This window comes from Paenarthrobacter nicotinovorans (assembly GCF_007670255.1).
Classification (GTDB): Bacteria; Actinomycetota; Actinomycetes; order Actinomycetales; family Micrococcaceae; genus Arthrobacter; species Arthrobacter nicotinovorans_B.
Genome location: NZ_SZVS01000008.1, coordinates 98,734 through 116,510 on the forward strand (window position 1 = coordinate 98,734; position 17,777 = coordinate 116,510).

The 17,777-nt window shown below is 64.4% G+C and carries 13 protein-coding genes and 1 pseudogene; 3 read left to right on the plus strand and 11 right to left on the minus strand.

All coding sequences use genetic code 11. The annotated features are described in order from the left end of the window. Window positions 1-6: 6 nt before the first annotated feature. The 4 genes and pseudogenes from FDP28_RS13595 to FDP28_RS13610 form a co-directional block, all read right to left on the minus strand. A pseudogene (locus FDP28_RS13595) lies at window positions 7-1,313 on the minus strand (FAD-dependent oxidoreductase). Then, window positions 1,310-1,726: an arsenate reductase ArsC gene (locus tag FDP28_RS13600; RefSeq protein ID WP_144661970.1), complete on the minus strand. Its 417-nt coding sequence runs from the start codon at window positions 1,724-1,726 to the stop codon at window positions 1,310-1,312. Before FDP28_RS13600 ends, FDP28_RS13595 begins: the two are co-directional and overlap by 4 nt. After that, on the minus strand, window positions 1,723-2,433 hold the full coding sequence (locus FDP28_RS13605; protein WP_144661971.1) for an aquaporin: 711 nt from the start codon (window positions 2,431-2,433) through the stop codon (window positions 1,723-1,725). The genes FDP28_RS13600 and FDP28_RS13605 overlap by 4 nt, the downstream gene beginning before the upstream one ends. After that, on the minus strand, window positions 2,430-2,780 hold the full coding sequence (locus tag FDP28_RS13610; RefSeq protein ID WP_144662038.1) for an ArsR/SmtB family transcription factor: 351 nt from the start codon (window positions 2,778-2,780) through the stop codon (window positions 2,430-2,432). The genes FDP28_RS13605 and FDP28_RS13610 overlap by 4 nt, the downstream gene beginning before the upstream one ends. A 175-nt stretch (window positions 2,781-2,955) precedes the next feature. Between FDP28_RS13610 and FDP28_RS13615 the strand changes: the two genes are divergently transcribed. Beyond that, the gene (locus FDP28_RS13615) at window positions 2,956-4,254 is read left to right on the plus strand and encodes a Y-family DNA polymerase (RefSeq protein ID WP_144661972.1); all 1,299 of its coding nucleotides are present in this window, start codon (window positions 2,956-2,958) and stop codon (window positions 4,252-4,254) included. A 13-nt stretch (window positions 4,255-4,267) separates the two neighbouring features. On the opposite strand, the gene FDP28_RS13620 is transcribed toward FDP28_RS13615, so the two are convergent. From FDP28_RS13620 to nirB, 3 genes are read right to left on the minus strand one after another with little or no spacing between them, the layout of a single operon-like run. Continuing rightward, window positions 4,268-5,425, minus strand: coding sequence for a uroporphyrinogen-III synthase (locus FDP28_RS13620; RefSeq protein ID WP_144661973.1), 1,158 nt, complete (start codon window positions 5,423-5,425; stop codon window positions 4,268-4,270). A 12-nt stretch (window positions 5,426-5,437) separates the two neighbouring features. Further along, window positions 5,438-6,472, minus strand: coding sequence for a uroporphyrinogen-III C-methyltransferase (gene cobA / locus FDP28_RS13625; RefSeq protein ID WP_144661974.1), 1,035 nt, complete (start codon window positions 6,470-6,472; stop codon window positions 5,438-5,440). 12 nt (window positions 6,473-6,484) lie between these two features. Further along, window positions 6,485-9,097, minus strand: coding sequence for a nitrite reductase large subunit NirB (gene nirB / locus FDP28_RS13630; RefSeq protein WP_144661975.1), 2,613 nt, complete (start codon window positions 9,095-9,097; stop codon window positions 6,485-6,487). 282 nt (window positions 9,098-9,379) lie between these two features. Between nirB and nirD the strand changes: the two genes are divergently transcribed. Beyond that, window positions 9,380-9,772: a nitrite reductase small subunit NirD gene (gene nirD / locus FDP28_RS13635; RefSeq protein ID WP_144661976.1), complete on the plus strand. Its 393-nt coding sequence runs from the start codon at window positions 9,380-9,382 to the stop codon at window positions 9,770-9,772. A 3-nt stretch (window positions 9,773-9,775) separates the two neighbouring features. Here nirD and FDP28_RS13640 read toward each other — a convergent pair whose 3' ends face one another. The 4 genes from FDP28_RS13640 to FDP28_RS13655 all read right to left on the minus strand — a co-directional run bounded on the left by FDP28_RS13640 (window position 9,776) and on the right by FDP28_RS13655 (window position 16,197). Beyond that, window positions 9,776-11,524, minus strand: coding sequence for a phospho-sugar mutase (locus FDP28_RS13640; RefSeq protein WP_144661977.1), 1,749 nt, complete (start codon window positions 11,522-11,524; stop codon window positions 9,776-9,778). A gap of 100 nt (window positions 11,525-11,624) precedes the next feature. Further along, a complete protein-coding gene (locus FDP28_RS13645) occupies window positions 11,625-13,247 on the minus strand; it encodes a glycoside hydrolase family 32 protein (protein ID WP_144661978.1) in 1,623 nt (540 codons plus the stop codon). 81 nt (window positions 13,248-13,328) lie between these two features. Beyond that, window positions 13,329-14,930, minus strand: coding sequence for a glycoside hydrolase family 68 protein (locus tag FDP28_RS13650; RefSeq protein ID WP_144661979.1), 1,602 nt, complete (start codon window positions 14,928-14,930; stop codon window positions 13,329-13,331). A gap of 466 nt (window positions 14,931-15,396) precedes the next feature. Continuing rightward, a complete protein-coding gene (locus FDP28_RS13655) occupies window positions 15,397-16,197 on the minus strand; it encodes a purine-nucleoside phosphorylase (RefSeq protein WP_186313634.1) in 801 nt (266 codons plus the stop codon). A 116-nt stretch (window positions 16,198-16,313) separates the two neighbouring features. Here FDP28_RS13655 and FDP28_RS13660 point away from each other — a divergent pair, with 116 nt between their 5' ends. Continuing rightward, window positions 16,314-17,723 (plus strand): NAD(P)H-quinone dehydrogenase, encoded by a 1,410-nt coding sequence (locus tag FDP28_RS13660; protein WP_144661981.1) that lies wholly within the window; start codon window positions 16,314-16,316, stop codon window positions 17,721-17,723. The last annotated feature ends 54 nt before the right edge of the window (window positions 17,724-17,777 follow it).

A 17,777-nucleotide genomic window follows, 5' to 3' on the forward strand; every position in this document is an offset into this window, starting at 1 on the left:
CGGTTGTTATTCGGCGCGGCGTTCGAGCAAGACGGTGTCCCTCCAGGCTCCGGCTGCTGGTTCTGCGGGAAGGCTGGTGGAGCAGACCCCTGTTTCGGGCAGTTCCAGTTCCAGCGCTTCTGCGGCTGCTGTGTCACCGGCCAGGGCAGCGGCGATGGAGCGGACTTGTTCGTAGCCCGTGGCCATGAGGAAGGTCGGTGCCCGGCCATAGGACTTCATTCCTGCCAGGTAAAAGTCCTTCTCGGGGTGGGCCAGGATCCGTGCGCCGTGCGCCGGGACGGTGCCGCAGCTATGGAAGTCCGGGTCGATCAATGGTCCCAGCGCTTTGGGGGCGTCGACCGCCGGGTCCAGCTCCAGCCGCAGTTCGGCAAGGATGCCCAGGTCCGGGCGGAAGCCGGTGGCCGGGATGACCCGGTCAACCTCCACCGTCCGGCCGTCAGCTGCGTGGACGATCACGGCAGCGCCGGTGGTTTCGACGCTTTGGGCGCGGAAGCCGGTCAGGAGCTGGACGGCACCAGTCTCGACGGCGGTGCGCAGGCGGGTGCCCAGCTGGCCGCGGGCGGGGAGTTCGTCGGCGTTACCGCCACCGTAAGCCCTTGCGGGGGTGGCGGCGCGGATGGCCCAGACGACTGTGGTGCCGGGATGGGTGCGGGCAAGGCGGGCGAGATCCAGGACCATGTTCGCGGCCGAGTGACCGGACCCGACGACGAGGGTCCGGTGGCCTGCGAAACCATCCTGGGTGACATCGGGTAGGGCTCCGGTGATGATCCCAGCAGCGCGGGCTTTGGCTTCGCCGGGAACCGGGAGGCCGTGGGAGCCAAGCGGAGCGGGGGTGTTCCACGTTCCTGAGGCATCGATGACGGCCCGCGCCAAAACCTCGGTGGTCTGGCCGTCGTCGTCCTGAACCTGCAGGACGAAGGGTGCCTGGTCGCGGCCCTGGCTTCGGCCTTTATCCATCCCTGCCGGGTCACGGCAACCACCTTTGAACCGGTGCGGATCCTCTGCCTGAGTTCCTGGGTTGCGGCCAAGGGTTCGAGATATTGGGTGACGATTTCGTGCCCATAGGGCAGCGCGGTCGGGCGGGGCGCTTCCCAGTCCGTTCGCTGGAGCAGGCGGACGGCAGCGGAGTCGAGGTTGTATTTCCAGGTAGAGAAGACTCGAACATGCCCCCACCCTTTGATAGCGGAACCAACGGTGGGTCCGGCCTCGATCACCAGGGGTTCGAGTCCGCGTTCGAGCAGGTGCGCGGCCGCGGCCAGCCCGACCGGCCCTGCCCCAATCACCGCGACGGGCAGGGAATCGTGCCCGGTCATTGCTGGGCTTCCGCCGGCGTGAGGCTGGCAATCAGGGCCTCGACCCGGGTTTTGATCTCGTCGCGGATGGGCCGGACGGAGTCGACGCCTTTGCCTGCGGGGTCTTCCAGGACCCAGTCTTCGTAGCGTTTACCCGGGAAGTACGGGCATTCGTCCCCGCAGCCCATGGTGATCACGACGTCGGAGTCCTTCACGGCCTCGGTGGTGAGAATCTTGGGGATTTCGGCGGACATGTCGATCCCGATCTCGGCCATCGCCTCAACCGCTGCGGGGTTGACCTGGCTGGCAGGTTGGGAACCTGCGGAGCGGACCTCGATGGCGCCCCTGCCCAGGGTGGTCAGGAATGCGGCGGCCATTTGGGACCGTCCGGCGTTGTGGACACAAACGAACAGGACGGAGGGTTTGACGCTCATGAGAGCACCTTTCGATCATCCGCGGCATCAGCTGCGGCAACATCAGTGGTTTGGGGACAGAGGAAACGAACCAGGACCAAGCCGAGCGCACCGCCGACCATTTGGGCGGCGATGAAACCCGGCGCGGAGGCCGGTGCGATCCCTGCGAAGGTGTCCGTGATGGTTCGGGCGATCGTTACGGCGGGGTTGGCGAAGCTGGTGGAGGAGGTGAACCAGTACGCGGCGGTGATGTAACCGCCGACGGCGATAGCCACCCGGTCGGCGCGTCCGGGACGGATGGTCCCAAAAACGATGACCAGCAGCCCTGCCGTAGCAATGACCTCTGCCAGCCACAGACCAGGACCGGTGCGTTCATGGGTGGACAACGTGACCGGAGCCAGATCGAACATCAGGTTCGCCGCGACGGTCCCGGTCAATCCACCCAGCACCTGAGCCGCGACCAAAAGGGCGGCAGCCCGGGTGTCGATCATTCCAAGGGCCCGTTCGACCAAGGTGACCACAGGGTTGAAGGAGGCTGAGACCGGCTGCAGGGCAAGGATCAACGCGACCAAAGCCGCGCCTGTGGCGAGGCTGTTCTGCAGCAGCTGCAGCCCGACGTCCTTCGGTGACAGCCGGGAGGCCATCACTCCGGAACCAACCACGGCAGCGACCAAGAGGCAGGTGCCGAGGAATTCCGCAGCCGCCCGGCGCAGGAGCAAGGGATTCACTGGGCCTGTCCGCCGATCAAGGCTGCCAGGTTCTGCAGGGCTTCGGTGCGGGCCTTGTAGTAGACCCAGACTCCGCGCTTTTCCCGGTCCAGCAAACCGGCTTCGTGCAGCACTTTCAGATGGTGGCTGATGGTCGGCTGCGACAACTCGAAGGCATCGTTCAGGTCGCAGACGCATGCTTCCCCGCCCTCGTGTGAGGCCACCAGGGACATCAGCCGCAACCTCACGGGATCCGCCAAAGCTTTTAACAGCGGCGCAACGCCGTCGGCTTCCTTCTCCGACAATGGCTCGCGTGCCAGCGGCGAGCAGCAGGCAACGGTCTGGACCGGGGTCAGCTCCAAAGACATAGACACAGGTAAATATTTACATTCATCAATATCTTAAGCAAGGCCATGCGGGGCAGTGCAGTTTTATTGTCGGTGGCCGGAGGTACAGTTGATTTATTCGAATATATGTTCGAATATTCGGCGTGTCTCTCCATCTTCGGTGGGCGCGCGTGGTATTGCCGAGCCAAGGAGGAGCATGTCCCGGCCAGCCCTTATGCGTCAGATGCAGGAGATCGCACACGTGGACATCAACTGCTTCTATGCCTCCGCGGAACGGGCTTTCAACCCTGCCCTGGAAGGCAAGCCCCTGATTGTCCTGTCCAACAACGATGGCTGTGCGGTCACCAGATCGCCCGAGGCAAAGCGGCTTGGCATCGGTCTGGGGGATCCTTGGTTCAAGCTGGCTCCGCGGGCAAAGGAGTGGGGACTCATTGCCTTGTCCAGCAATTACGAACTCTACGGGGACATCAGCTCACGGGTCATGGAGTTGTTGCGGCGCTACTCGGCCTGGCAAGAGGTGTATTCGATCGATGAGGCGTTCCTGGGCGTCAAAGGCCGGCCGGAGGAACTCTTGCACCTGGGTCGCTCCATCAAAGAGGCCTGCCGCAGGAATGTCGGGGTTCCGGTGTGCGTCGGAATCGCCCGCACCAAAACGCTTGCCAAGCTGGCCAACAAGTGGGCCAAGCATAATCCTGCCTTCAACGGGGTGTGCCGCTGGGATTCGGTCCCGGAAGCGCAGCGTGAGGCGCTCATGGCCCGGCTTTCGGTCATCGAGATCTGGGGCATCGCCACCAGGCTCACCAAGCGCCTGAATGCCATGGGAATCCACTCGATCCTGGACCTGGTCCGCGCCGAGCCTGTTGCCTTGCGTGACAAGTTTTCCATCGTCATGATGCGCACGGTCCTGGAGCTGCAGGGTACCCCGTGCATCCCCATGGAAGAGGAACGGATCGGGCGAGACCAGTTGATCTTCTCGCGCTCCTTCTCCACACCGATTACGACGACGGCCCAGCTGCGGCAGGTGCTGAGCGTCTACGGTCAGATGGCAAGCGCCCGACTGGCCAAACACGATCTCCAAGCCAAGCTCTTGACAGCGTTCGCGGCAACATCGGTCTACAACCCGAACGACAAATCGTTTCCGACCGTCAACGTCTCACTCCCCATGCCGACGTCGGACCCTGTCCTGCTGACGAAAGCCGCCCACGCCCTGGTGCCGAAGATCCAGGAGGGAACAAAGTACGCCAAGGCCGGCATCATGGTCACCGACCTCCGTCCCACCGGCAACCAAAAGCCCTTGGAGATCTTCGAGAACCGGCATGAGGAACGCGGCATTGGGAGCTTGCTGGAGGAAGTGAGCAAACGCTACGGCCGGGGCTCCATCGGCCTCGGACATGCGGGCATCAAGGGTGGACCGGACTGGTCCATGAAGCGGGACATGCTCAGCCCCCGCTACACCACCAATTGGGACGAACTTCCCTTGGTAAAGGCGGCGTAGCGTGACGGAGCTGCTAGGCGCGCAGACGGTATCCGCGCTTCACCACTGTTTCCACGAGCTTTCCGTCAGGCAGCGAGGAACGCAGCCGGCTGACCGTCATGTCCAGGGCATGTACGGAGCCCCGCAGATCCAAAAGATCCGACAACGCTTCACGCGACAAGACCGCACCTCCTGCCCCAAGGAGCGCCCGCAACAGCAGGAGGGGAGCCGGTGCCAGTTCCACCACTTCGCCGTCGATCCGAAGGCAACGCCCGCGCAGTTCGATCGTGGCCGTCTTGGTCTCCAGGCGTCGCACGTGGTTCAGCGACAGGTGCTCGGTGACGAGGCGGATGAGCGCACCCATGCGGTAGCGGTCGGGGATCAGGGGAGTCAGCCCGGCGTCGACCAGTGGCTGTGCCGTGACAGGCCCCACGGCGGCAACGGTCACGGGACCCTTGAGCGCCTCGATGAGTTGTCGGTACAGGCCCATTTCGTGCGCGGTGCTCCACATGGCGTCCACGGCCGGGGCACTGGTGAAGGTCAGGACGTCGAGATTGCCATTGACGACGGCCTCGATCAGGCGCGGCAATTTGTCCTCGCCATCAGGCTTGACCCAGCGGTAGGGAGTCACCGTCAAGACAGTCGCTCCCGACATGCGGAGCCGCTCCAGTTGGCGAACGTCCGTGTACCCGTGCAACTGCACTGCCACGGTCTTGCCGCGCACACCCTCCACCAGCAGCATGTCCACCAGGGTGGCCGTGGTCTCGTCACTGCTGATTCCGACGTCGGCCAAACCCGCCGCCCGCACGGCGCCGCGGGCCTTGGGTCCCCTGACGAACATGCGGCACGCGGACAGGGTCTCCAGCAGTTGCTCCCCGATGCCGAAGGAATCGGCCGCCTCGCACCAACGACGCATGCCATAGGCAGTGGTGGCTATGCAGATATCAGGCTTGGCCTCGATGATGGTGCGGGTGTCTTCGATGAGGATCATGTCCTCTTGGACCGGGGCGATCTTCAACGCCGGAGCGTGCAGGACGCTGGCGCCGCGCCGCTCGAGGGCCTCGATGAGGTCGCGGGAACGGCGGTGCGAGGTGACGCCGATGCGGAATCCATCCAGGGGTGCTTCGGCGGCCTCTGCGGTGTCCGGTGCGGCATTGGGGTCCAGGGCTTCGATGGCACGTGCAACAGTCATTTCTATTTACCTTCAGGCTTCAAGGAGCGAAGCCGCGAGTCGGCTCAGTTCAGCGGATGCTTCGGCGTGATTCCGGTTGGCTTCGGCCACCCGGACCACTTCACCGATGACCAGGACTGCCGGGTTGCTGCAGCCGGTCGCCGCTGTTTCGATACTACCGAGGTCGGCGATGGTGGTGCGCTGGCCGGGTCGGTAGCCACGTTCCACAACGGCCATGGGCATGTCGGATGTCATCCCCGCCCGGCGCAGGCCGGCGGCCAGCTGAGGCAAGGTTCCTATGCCCATGAGGACCACAATGGTGCCACCCAGTCCAGCCAGGTGGGTGTGTTCCTTCTCCGTCAGGGGAGCGTGGCCGGAAACCACTGTGAACATGTGGCTCACTTCCCGGTGCGTTACTGGAATCCCCGCGGCCGCAGGCACGGAGATGGCGCTGGTGACACCCGAAACAACCCGGACAGGAACGCCGGCTGCGACGCACGCCGCAACCTCCTCGCCGCCACGTCCAAATACATACGGGTCGCCGCCCTTGAGCCTGACGACGTTCTTGCCGAGCAGTGCCGCTTCCACCATGAGCTTTTCGATCCCACGCTGCGTCACCTTGTGCAGGCCAGGCTGTTTTCCGACATCCACAAGCTCCGCGGAGGTCAGGTCCGCCAGTTCCTGGCAGGGGGCCAAACGGTCGTAGAACACGACGTCGGCATCCCGCAAAGCGTCTACGGCACCTACCGTCAGCAAGTCCAGTGCGCCTGGTCCTCCACCCACCAGGGTCACGTGTCCGGCCGCCCCCGGTGCCGGCTCAAACGCCACGGGGATGCCCGCGGCGCGGCAGCGGTCCACCAGCGCGGCCCAACGGTCGTCGCCGTCGTCCACTACGGCTACCAGGAACGGGCGATCCGGGAGCTGGCCGTTGGCCGGCACCGCGTCCGGAGTGCTGAGGCGGTGGACTGTGGCGCCGGCGTGCTGGTAGCGGCGGACGGCTTGCCGGGCGGTCTTGTCGGATCCTGTGACCAACACATCGCGGCCGGTGAGATCAATGGTGAGCTGCATAGGGACCCCTTGTTATTCGCTGCGGACCGGGATGGTGGAGGCGATGAGCACGCCGCCCTTTTCTTCATTCGTGGCAGGGCGGATCTGGCCGCGCTCCGGAACGAAGGCAATGGACTCGTCCTTCTGGTCGGGGGCGTTGACGAAGGAGCGGAAACGGCGGAGGCGCTCCGGGTCCTTCAAGGTCTCTGCCCACTCATCCTGGTAGGTGTCGATGTGCTTGGCCATCGCGGCTTCAAGTTCGGCGGCAATACCCAGGGAATCGTGAACCACCACGTCCTCGACGTGTTTGATGTCGCCGTCGAGCTCTTCCTGCCAGCGGGCGGTGCGCTGGAGGCGGTCGGCGGTGCGGATGTAGTACATCAGATAGCGGTCGATGTACTTCAGCAGCGTTTCGTCGTCGAGGTCCTTGGCGAGCAACTTGGCGTGGGCCGGAGTGGCGCCGCCGTTGCCTCCCACATAGAGGTTCCAGCCATCGGCCGTCGCGATCACGCCGACGTCTTTGCCCCTGGCTTCGGCGCACTCGCGGGCGCATCCGGAAACACCCATCTTGAGTTTGTGGGGACTGCGGAGGCCCCGGTAGCGCAGTTCCAGTGCGATGGCCATGGCCACGGAATCCTGTACGCCAAAGCGGCACCACGTGGATCCGACGCAGGACTTCACTGTGCGCAGGCTCTTCCCGTAGGCCTGGCCCGACTCGAAGCCCGCGTCCACCAGTTCCTTCCAGATGTCCGGCAGTTGCTCAAGCCGGGCACCGAACATATCGATCCGCTGGCCACCAGTGATCTTGGTGTAGAGGTTGTACTTCTCGGCAACTGCTGCGATGACCCCAAGACCCTTGGGGGTGATTTCACCACCGGCGATGCGGGGGACCACCGAATAGGTTCCGTCCTTCTGCATATTGGCCAAAGCGCGGTCGTTGGTGTCCTGCAGCGAGCCGCGGCCGGCGTCCAAAACGTAGGCGGAGTGCTGGCTGGCCAGGATCGAGGCGATGGTCGGCTTGCAGATATCGCAGCCTGCACCCGTGCCGTACTTGGCCATGATCTCCTCGAAGGAGGTGAGCTCCAGGACACGGATGGCATCGAAGAGTTCCTGGCGGGAGAGGCTGATGTGCTCGCAGAGGGCTTTGGAGACCTCGATCCCGGACTTGGTGAGTTCGCCTTCCAGGAGCTTCTTGAGCATGGGAACGCAGGAGCCGCACTGGGTTCCGGCCCGGGTGCACCCCTTGAGCTCTCCGAGCTCCCGGACCGGGGCGTTGCCTTCGCACGTGCCGCAACCGTTGATGGTGTCGCGGATGGTACCGGCAGCCACGTTGTTGCAGGAGCACAGGATCGCGTCATCGGGCAGTTCTGTCTCCGGGGCCTCCCCGCCGCCGGCGGCGCTGAGGTACGCTCCCGGTTCGGCAGGCAGTTCACGGCCCAGCAGGGGACGCAGGCTCATGTAGGGGGAGGCGTCCCCGACGAAGATGCCGCCCAGGAGGGTCTTTGCATCATCGGTGGTGACGATCTTCTGGTACACGCCACGGGCGGGGTCGGCGTAGACGATTTCCAAGGCGTGCTCGGTGCGGGCAAAGGCGTCGCCGAAGCTGGCAACGTCGACTCCGGAGAGCTTGAGTTTGGTGGCCGTGTCGAAGCCGGGGAATGTCGCTTCGCCACCATGCAGCCGGTCGGCAACGATTTCAGCCATGGTGTTGGCCGGGGCCACCAGGCCCAGGCACATCCCACCAAAGTTGGCCACCTCGCCAATGGCCCAGATGCCCTCCACCTCGGTGGCGCAGAAGTCGTTGATGACCACACCCCCACGCGGGCCAAGGCTGAACATCTGCTCTTCGCCCTCGGCTGCACGGAAGAGGTCATCCCGGGGCCTGACACCAATGGCCACAATCACCAGGTCGGCGGGGATGGTACGGCCGTCCGCCATGAGAACTCCGGTGACCTGGCCGTCGTCGTCCGTCAGAACTTCGGAGGGAAACACGCCGCCGTGCACCTCGAAACCCTTGGCCGCGATCAAACGGCCCAAAGCCTGGCCCGCACCTTCATCCAACTGGGTGTTCATCAACCACGGGGAGCCGTTGATGACAACAGGGGTCGCGCCGAGCTGCTCGGTACCGGCGGCGGACTCGAGGCCCAGCAGGCCACCGCCGATGGTGACCGCATTGACCTTTCGGCCGAGTTTCGCGGTCAACTCCGCGATTGCTTTGTTGATGGACCACACGTCCTCGAGGGTGCGGTAAACATGCGTATGGTCGGCGCCGGGAATGGGAAGCCGGGCAGCATCAGAGCCCGTCGCAACCACCAACTGGTCGTAGGCGTACACGCTGCCCGCGGCGGTGGTGACGTTCTTGGCAACGGGATCAATCCTCACCGCGCGCTCGCCGGTCTTCAGTTCCACGGCCGGGTGGTCCCACATTGCGGCATCGCCCAGAGTGAGGTCAACGGTGGTTTCCGTCAGGGCCTTGCTCAGCGCCACACGGTCGTAGGGAAGGTGCGCCTCCTCGGTCAGCACGGTGAGCTGCCAGCCTTCAAGACCGCGATTGACCATGGCATCGGTGAAGCGGTGGGCGGCGGGGCCGCCGCCGACGATGACGACGCGGCGTGGAGTCCCTGTGCTTGAAGTGTGTCCGGTCACTGGTGGGCCTTTCGCAAATGGTGCAGACGGATCTCCGCAACGTGTGGTCCCAGCCTAGGAAGGGGCAGTTTCGCTTCAGTTTCCCGTTTGTTTCGTGGTCTTAACTTCTGCATCACGAACGCGTTTCAGCAGGTGTGAGGTGTCTTTTACCAATCGGACACAAAGGCGCACCCCGGACGAAACACCCCGGTTTTAGCGTGGAGGAGTGGTCACAAGCGTGGCCTGGTCCGGCAGATGCGGCAGTGGAATACGGCACTTCCGGACACAGTGAGAGGGGCTGAAATGACCGTAATTCTGGACCGCGCCGGGACTTTGGACAATGCCAAGGGACTGGCCGAGGGCATCACCTGGCACCGCGTTTGCCTTATGGACGAACTCGAGCCCGCCTGGGGAGAAGCTGCGTTGATTCAAGGGCGGCAGGTCGCACTCTTTCGAACAGGACCCTCAGAGGTATTTGCCGTCGCCCAGCAGGACCCGGCCACTCTCGCCAACGTCATGGCGCGCGGAATCATCGGCTCCCGGGGCAGCCGGCCCACCATCGCTTCACCGCTCCACAAAGAGGTCTATGACCTTGAAACAGGTGAATGCTTCAGCAATGCCGAACTCAGCCTCGAAGTCTTCGCTACCCGCCTCGTGGACGGCTTTGTTGAAGTTGGGCTCCAGGAATCGGTGTGAAAGCTACTGCCCCAGCGCTTCGCGGACATCGCCAAGCACATCATCCAGGGCGGTCCGCGCCGCTTGGCGTGCTTCGGGCAGTTCCGCTGCCGATTCCACCGGACGGATCACTTCCAGGTAGCACTTGAGCTTGGGTTCGGTGCCGCTGGGCCGGATGATGACGCGGCTCTGGTCACGCGTGAGGTAGAGCAGCCCGTCCGTGGGAGGCAGGGCGTCGCTTCCTTCCGCCAGATCCGTGGACACTTCGACGGCGGAACCTCCAAACGCTTCGGGCGGGTTGACCCGCAGGCGGTTCATCATGGCATCGAGAAGGCCCAGATCGGCCACGCGGATGCTCAATTGGTCGCTCGCGTGCAGGCCGTGCACCAGATACAGATCATCCAGGGTGTCGAAGATCGACTTGCCCTCAGCTTTGGCAGCCGCCGCCATCTCGGCGATCAGCACGGCGGCCGAGATTCCGTCCTTGTCGCGGACCAGCTCCGGCGCCACACAGTAACCCAATGCTTCCTCGTACCCGTAGGTGAGGCCGGGAACCCGGGAAATCCACTTGAAGCCCGTGAGCGTTTCTTCGTGGGCAAAGCCTGCCGACGCCGCGATCCGGGAGAGCAGCCGTGAGGACACGATCGAGTTGGCGAAAACACCGGTGTGCGCATCGTCCGAGGAAGCGGAGGCAGCCAACCGGGCCACGATATGGGCTCCCAGCAACGCCCCAACCTCGTCGCCACGCAGCATGCGCCAGGCACCCGTCGCGGGGTCCAGGGCAGCAACCGCAGCGCGATCGGCGTCGGGATCATTGGCCAACACGATGTCCGCGCCGGCCTCCTCGGCAGCGGCGAGTGCCAGGTCCAGTGCGCCGGGTTCTTCCGGATTCGGAAAAGCAACGGTGGGGAAGTCCGGGTCCGGCTCAGCTTGCTCCGCCACGAGGGTCACATCAGTGAACCCGGCGGCATTCAGGACCGAGACGGCCGTCCCGCCGCCCACGCCGTGCATCGGCGTCAGAACAATTTTCAGGTCCCGCGCGGGGAAGTGCTCCCGATCCACCAGCTTGGCCATGGACGTTTCGTAGTCCGAGGCAATCGACCCCGGCAGTACAGACCAGCCGGAATCGGCCAGTTCGATGGACTCCAACGCCCCAACGGCCTCGATCCTGGCTGCTATTTCGGCATCGTAGGGGGCGACAATCTGCGCCCCACGGCCACTCTCAGCCACCGCATGCCGTCCCAAGTAGACCTTGTACCCGTTGTCCTGCGGCGGGTTGTGGCTGGCAGTGACCATCACGCCGCCGTCGCACTCCAGGCTCCTGACCGCGTAGGCGAGCAACGGCGTCGGAAGGGCTGCCGGCATAAGGAACGTTTCGATGCCCGCGGCAGTGAAGATCGCCGCTGTCTCTTCCGCGAAGATGTCCGAGTTGTACCGGGCGTCAAAGCCGACGACGGCGCGTGGCCGCGTTCCCGGTGCAGCTGTGGTCACGGCTTCGGTGAGGAAAGCTGCCAGTCCTGCTGCCGCCCGGCGGACCACCACGCGGTTCATGCGGTTGGGCCCGGGACCGAGGGCGGCGCGGAGGCCCGCCGTGCCGAATTGCAGGGTGCCGTTGAAGCTGTCGCCCAGTTCCTGGGCCGCTCCCGCATCACCGGCTGCGGCGAGGTCGGCAAGCTCCAGGAGGGCCGCCGTCGTCGTTGGATCGGGGTCCTGGGCGGCCCACTGGCGGGCGTCGATGATCAGCTGTTCACGTGCGGCATCACTGGATGTCATAGGGACAAAACTATCCTCAATGCACACGGCAAGGGCAACGCGGGGTCAGATATGGCCCATAAATCGGGTCGTAATGGGCCAAATCCGACCCCGGGTCGCCTTAGAACGGACGTGAGTGCACGTCGAAGCGGGCCTCTCCGTCCAAGCTGAACACCGACGTTCCCGCAGCGTCCCAATCCGGGAAGAACGTGTCCGTAATGACCGCCGTGCCATCCCCGGCAAAGACCTCCACCGATGAGGAATCGAGGAGGACTGTGAGATGGACCTTTCCGTCGCTCCCGGTAGAAGGAAGGGACACCTGGTGGTAAGGGCTGAACTTCTCGGAGAAGTTGGTGGTTCCTGCCTGTGAACGGTCCACCTTCAGTGTCCGGTTTTCCTTGGTGTAGGAGATCCGCAAACCGGAGTTGCCGTCGGCGGAGCGGCGGAGAATGACGCCGGCCTCCCGCGCGGACGACAGGTCCAGATCGAGCTCAAGCAACTGGGTGCGAGCCCCAAAGTCCCCTCCCAAGTCCTGGATCGAGGAGTCCACGGTGAGGTTTTTGTTGTTGATCTCACCGCCCCGGCGTTCCAGTGCTTCCCTGGCCGTGCCCGCGATTGCGGAGCGCAGCTCATAGCGGCGCTCGCCCCGGACCAGCGTGAGTTCCCTGGGAATGGCCATGGAGCCACGCCAGGGAGTGGTGGGGACGTTCTGGGCGTAATCCCAGTTGCCCATCCAGCCCAGCAGTACGGGTTTGTCCCCGGGCGCGTTGGAGATGGAGTTGGCGGCGTAGTAGTCGGCTCCGTGGTCCAGCCATTGCGACTCTGACAAAGGAGCGTCGGGGGCAGCGGCGTTTTCGGCAGTGAAACGGGTCCCGTCGAATTCGCCCACGAAGTACTGCATGCCGGACCCGCCCGCGATGCCGCCTGGGTTGATGCTCAGCACCATGACCCACTTTTTCGCCGTGGAGCCCTCCACCGGCATCTGGACAAGCTCTGGGACCTCCCACAGGCCACCCTGGGCTCCGACGCCGGAGAAGTCGCTGAGGTAGTCCCAGTGGAGCAGGTCGGTGGACTTGAAGAGCTTGACCACCTGGGCGTCGGCCACCACGGTAGTCATCACCCAGTATTGGCCGGGCTCGTACCAGAAGACTTTGGGGTCACGGAAGTTGTTGTTGGCGGGCGCGAGGTTGAGCACAGGATTACCGGAGTACTTCTGCCACGTGGTACCGCCGTCTAGGCTGTACGCGACTGATTGCGCCTGGGCTCCTTGGGGGAGCGCGCCGTTTTTGCCGTAGGCGCTGGTGTAGAGGGCTATCATCGGCGGGTTTCCGGCCGATCCAAGGCCCGAAGCATTGTTGCTGTCCATCACCATGCAGCCGGAGAAGATCTCTTCCGCGGCGCTTGCCTCCATGGCTACCGGTTGCTGTTCCCAATTCACGAGGTCTTTGCTGGTGGAGTGGCCCCACGACATGTTGCCCCACGAATTGGCGCGCGGGTTGTACTGGTAGAACGCGTGGTACGTGCCGTCGTGGTAGATCAGTCCGTTGGGATCATTGAGCCAATTCTTCTCGGCCGTCAGGTGTGCCAAGGGCCGCCACGGATCCGAAGCGGTGGGCGTCCGGCCCGCCGTGGTGGGCGCCGGCGTCGGGCCTGCCGTGCAGGAGGCGGCAGAAAAGGCGACGACGATGGCGGCACTTGCGGCCAGCAATTGGCGGCGGGACAGGTGGGGGCTGGGATGAGTCATGGGAAGAATCCTGAAGGGTTGGGGTGGCGGGGTGCGCCATGTTGTGGCCGGCGCACCCCGCCGTGGCCGTAGGGCCGGGTGTTACTTGTAGAGGCCCTCGCCGCCGACGCGGACGTTGGTGGGGAGGTAGCCGAACGGGCCGAGGCCGTTCTGGCCGAAGCTGCGGTCAACCTGCGTCACGCCGGCCTTGAAGTTCATCTTCACGGTGGGTGAGAGGGAACCGCCGCGGACGCCGTCCACGTTGTCGATGAACGACTGCACCAGGCCACCGGGCTGCACGTAGTGTGAGTACGCCTGGAACTGGCGGCCGTTCTGGCGCGGGTCCGGACCTTCGGGCGCGTTGGCCGGCATGTTCAGGTCCGTGGGTGATCCGAGCGCCAGTCCGCTGTTGTTGACGGGCTGGTAGTCGGAACGGACACCGTCGCCGACGAAGCCGTAGACGCCGTCGGGGCCGCGCATGCCATCCGCGTACGTGAACTGGTGGCTGATGGTGAACAGGTAGTACTTGTTCTTGCCGTTCTCGTTCTGGATGAAGATCTGCGGGCGCTCTGTCTGGTCATTGACGCAGTTGGCGGACAGGAGCGGGGGCAGGAAGCTCCACTTGGTCAGATCCTTGTTGTCGGCCACAGCCAGGCCCACGTTCGCGGTCTGGTACCAGGCGCCGGTGGTGCTGTTGACCTGGTCCACGGTCTCAGCGTGGGGATCGCCAGGGCGGTACCCGAGGTCCTCCTGCTTGCACTTGTAGGAGCCGCGGGTGCCGCCAGTGTTGCCTTCGAACACCATGAAAGTCTTGCCCGGGTGGGCGGGGTCACTGAAGGTGTACGGATCGCGGAAAGCGAAGCCCGGGTTCTGGGCCTTGTTCTGGTACAGCTTTCCGTCCGGTTCCAGCAGCTTGGTGTGCTGGAAGCCGTCGAAGCTGACGCCGTCCTTGGTGGCGTGGATGTTGCCCAAGGCCTTTGCGATGACGGCATCCGGGGCAATCCCGCCGCCGCCCGCGTTCCGCTCGGCGACGTCGTAGAACGTGGTGGCCGTGTAGAAGACGTTGATCTTGTTGCCCTGCATCAGGCGTGTGGAGCCGGACCATTCGGTGTTGCCGATGGAGGTGTTGGGCAGGAAGAGATGTCCGCCGTAGTTCCACTTGTCCTTGGCGGGATCGGCGTTGGTCTTCCGGAAGAAGTAGCCGATCCGGGCGTTCCAGTGGCGCTGGTCGAAGCCGTAGCCGGCGTGCCGGTCGGCCACCAGGGCGAAGATGACGTCCCAGCCCTTGTAGCTGATCTGGTTGGCATTCTCGTCGGTCAGCGACCACGTATCCCACACCCACACGTCATCGTTCATTGCCGGGAAGTCCTTGGGGATCTCCGGCATGGTGACGTTGGGGCTCATGGAGTTCTGGCCGGGCGTCACGTTGGGGTTGCTTTGGGCCATGATCTGCTTGGCGTCGGCCCGGGTCCACTTCGAGGTGAAGTTGGCGGCCGGATCGTAGGCCTGCTGGGTGTGCAGCGACGGCAGCGGGAAGCCGGGCGTGGGTGCCGGCATGGTGCTCGACGGCGGGTCGGCAGGCAGGTTCGCCTGCGCGGCCGGCGTCACCAGCAGGATGGTGCCCGCTACGCTGGCGGCCGCTGCGACGGCTACTGCCCGTCGCAGACGCCGCCGAGGCCGTTGGGGGTTTGAGTGCGTGTTCATGCTTGCTCTTCTCGCGGAGTGTTGGACTTCGTGGAGTGGGGCGCATGCCCTGTTCCCCGGTTGGGGTCTCGACCCGGGCGTCCATCGATCCGCTGGTGGCGTCATCGAAGGACGCCATCGTTTCGAGGTGGCGGTGAGTCCCCGGCAGGGTGCTCACCACAGGTGGTCCCGGCACGTCGACTTACCGGAACAGACTCCACGCTAGACACGTGTTAGGCCGCAAATCAAAGGGTGTTTCAGGCGCCCGAACAGCTACCCGCCAGTACATGCGCAAGCGCTTACATTGCCAACGTGCGCGCGTGGCATATGCCGCCGTCGAGAATCAAATGTTGCGCAATAAATCTGTTTTAATCTGTGAATTTACTGTGCGTTTACGCCCCCGTTAAAAACAACGCGGGGTCACTTATGGCCCATGTTTGTCCTAAACATGGGCCATAAGTGACCCCGCGTTGCTCTAAGGGAGCGGTTAGAGCTTGGCGATGATCTCCGCCAGAAGCTTCGAGATCCGCTTGCCCGCTGCCTGCCCGGCCTCCAGAACTTCCGCGTGGCTCAACGGAACCGGGCTGATGCCCGCGGCGAGGTTCGTCACCAGCGAGATGCCAAACACTTCCATGCCCGCATGGCGCCCGGCAATGGCTTCCAGCGCCGTGGACATGCCCACCAGGTCCGCGCCGATCCGCTTGGCATACTGCACCTCGGCCGGGGTCTCGTAGTGCGGGCCGGTGAACTGTGCGTACACGCCCTCCTGCAGAGAGGAATCCACTTCGCGGGCCAGTTGCCGGATGCGTGAAGAGTAGAGGTCGGTGAGGTCCACGAACGTTGCACCCTCAAGCGGTGAAGTTGCGGTCAGGTTGATGTGGTCACTGATCAGCACCGGGGTGCCGGGTGTCCAGTCCTCGTTGAGTCCGCCACAGCCGTTCGTCAGGACCAGTGTCTTGCAACCGGCGGCAGCAGCCGTCCGGACGCCGTGGACAACCGAGCGGACGCCACGGCCTTCGTAGTAGTGCGTCCTGGCACCCAGGACCAGGGCGCGCTTGCCCTCCTTCGTGAGCACGGAACGGATGGTGCCCACATGGCCCACCACGGCGGGCTTGTGAAAGCCCGGCACCTCGGAGGCGTTCAAGGTTGCCGTGGTCTCGCCGATGAGATCGGCGGCCTCGGCCCAGCCGGATCCAAGCACCAGCGCTACGTCGTGGGACTCGACGCCGGTCTCGGCGGCTATGAAGTCTGCGGCGGCCTGGGCGGCTTCAAAGGGGTCTGTGTTCATCAGCTCAGTGTTACTCACTGGTACAAGCTACCTTGCGCCAACGGCAATCAGGTAGGGGCAGAGGTGAGGGTGGGCTGAGTGGCAGCCTGCGGAGCAATAAGCGAGAATTGAGGATTGTGACCACCCAAGTTGACTTCAGTGCCCCCCGTATCGCGATCCTGGGAGGTGGTCCCGGCGGATACGAAGCCGCCATGGTAGCCGCCTCACTGGGTGCCCACGTCACCGTCGTCGAGCGCGCCGGCCTCGGCGGATCCGCCGTGCTGACCGACGTCGTGCCTTCCAAGACCCTGATCGCCACCGCCGACCTCATGACCCGCGTCGGTGAGGCGGACGAGCTGGGAGTGAAGTTCGACGGCGATGGCGCGGCCTCCAAGCCCCGCGCCGACCTCAAGCACATCAACGACCGCGTCCTGAACCTGGCCCACGGACAGTCCAACGACATCCGCGCAGGCCTCGAGCGTTTGGGCGTGGAAATCGTCATCGGCTCCGGCAAACTGCTGGACAACAACACCATCGAGGTCCTGACGTTGGAAGGGACCCGCACCATCGACGCCGACGCCATCCTTTTGGCCGTGGGCGCCCACCCGCGCGAGCTCCCCACGGCAAAGCCCGACGGCGAACGCATCCTCAACTGGGCCCAGATCTACAACCTGGACGAACTTCCCGAGGAACTGATCGTCGTGGGATCCGGTGTCACCGGGGCCGAATTCGCCTCCGCCTACAACGGCCTGGGCTCCAAGGTCACCTTGATTTCCAGCCGCGACCAGGTCCTCCCCGGCGAGGACACCGACGCTGCCAAGTTGCTGGAGGGTGTCTTCGAACGCCGCGGCGTCCGCGTTTTGTCCAAGTCCCGCGCGAATGCGGTTGAGCGGACGGACGACGGCGTGAAGGTCACCTTGGGCGACGGTTCCGTGGTGACGGGCTCGCACTGCCTGGTGTGCGTCGGATCCATCCCGAACACCGCAGGGGTCGGACTCGAGGAGGCCGGCGTAACGCTCACCGAATCGGGCCACATCAAGGTCGACGGCGTTTCCCGCACCACTGCGCCCAACATCTACGCTGCCGGCGACTGCACGGGCGTTTTTGCTTTGGCATCCGTGGCTGCCATGCAGGGCCGGATCGCCATTGCACACTTCATGGGCGACGGCGTGAAGCCCCTCAAGCTCAACCAGGTGGCATCGAACATCTTCACCTCCCCGGAAATTGCTTCCGTTGGTGTCTCCGAGGCCGATCTCGCCTCGGGCAAGTACCAAGGCGATGTTGTGATGCTCTCGCTGCTCAGCAACGCCCGCGCCAAGATGCGCAATACCAAGGACGGCTTCGTCAAGATCATCGCCCGCAAGGGCTCCGGCACCGTTATCGGTGGCGTGGTGGTGGGACCGAACGCGTCGGAACTGATCTTCCCGATCTCCGTGGCTGTTACTCAGAAGCTCCACGTTGATGATGTGGCCAGTGCCTTCACCGTGTACCCGTCGCTGACCGGCTCCATCTCGGAGGCCGCACGCCGGCTGCACGTTCACATGTAGCTTGTTGCTTCACGGGCCGCCTGCCGGGCACCCGACTTCGCTGGAAAGCTGCGA

Excerpts from the sequence above, each read along its gene's own strand:
- FDP28_RS13600 (WP_144661970.1), bottom strand. The coding sequence starts at position 1,726 with ATGAGCGTCAAACCCTCCGTCCTGTTCGTTTGTGTCCACAACGCCGGA.
- FDP28_RS13610 (WP_144662038.1), bottom strand. The coding sequence starts at position 2,780 with ATGTCTTTGGAGCTGACCCCGGTCCAGACCGTTGCCTGCTGCTCGCCG.
- FDP28_RS13615 (WP_144661972.1), top strand. The coding sequence starts at position 2,956 with ATGTCCCGGCCAGCCCTTATGCGTCAGATGCAGGAGATCGCACACGTG.
- FDP28_RS13620 (WP_144661973.1), bottom strand. The coding sequence starts at position 5,425 with ATGACTGTTGCACGTGCCATCGAAGCCCTGGACCCCAATGCCGCACCG.
- cobA (WP_144661974.1), bottom strand. The coding sequence starts at position 6,472 with ATGCAGCTCACCATTGATCTCACCGGCCGCGATGTGTTGGTCACAGGA.
- nirD (WP_144661976.1), top strand. The coding sequence starts at position 9,380 with ATGACCGTAATTCTGGACCGCGCCGGGACTTTGGACAATGCCAAGGGA.
- FDP28_RS13640 (WP_144661977.1), bottom strand. The coding sequence starts at position 11,524 with ATGACATCCAGTGATGCCGCACGTGAACAGCTGATCATCGACGCCCGC.
- FDP28_RS13645 (WP_144661978.1), bottom strand. The coding sequence starts at position 13,247 with ATGACTCATCCCAGCCCCCACCTGTCCCGCCGCCAATTGCTGGCCGCA.
- FDP28_RS13650 (WP_144661979.1), bottom strand. The coding sequence starts at position 14,930 with ATGAACACGCACTCAAACCCCCAACGGCCTCGGCGGCGTCTGCGACGG.
- FDP28_RS13655 (WP_186313634.1), bottom strand. The coding sequence starts at position 16,197 with ATGAACACAGACCCCTTTGAAGCCGCCCAGGCCGCCGCAGACTTCATA.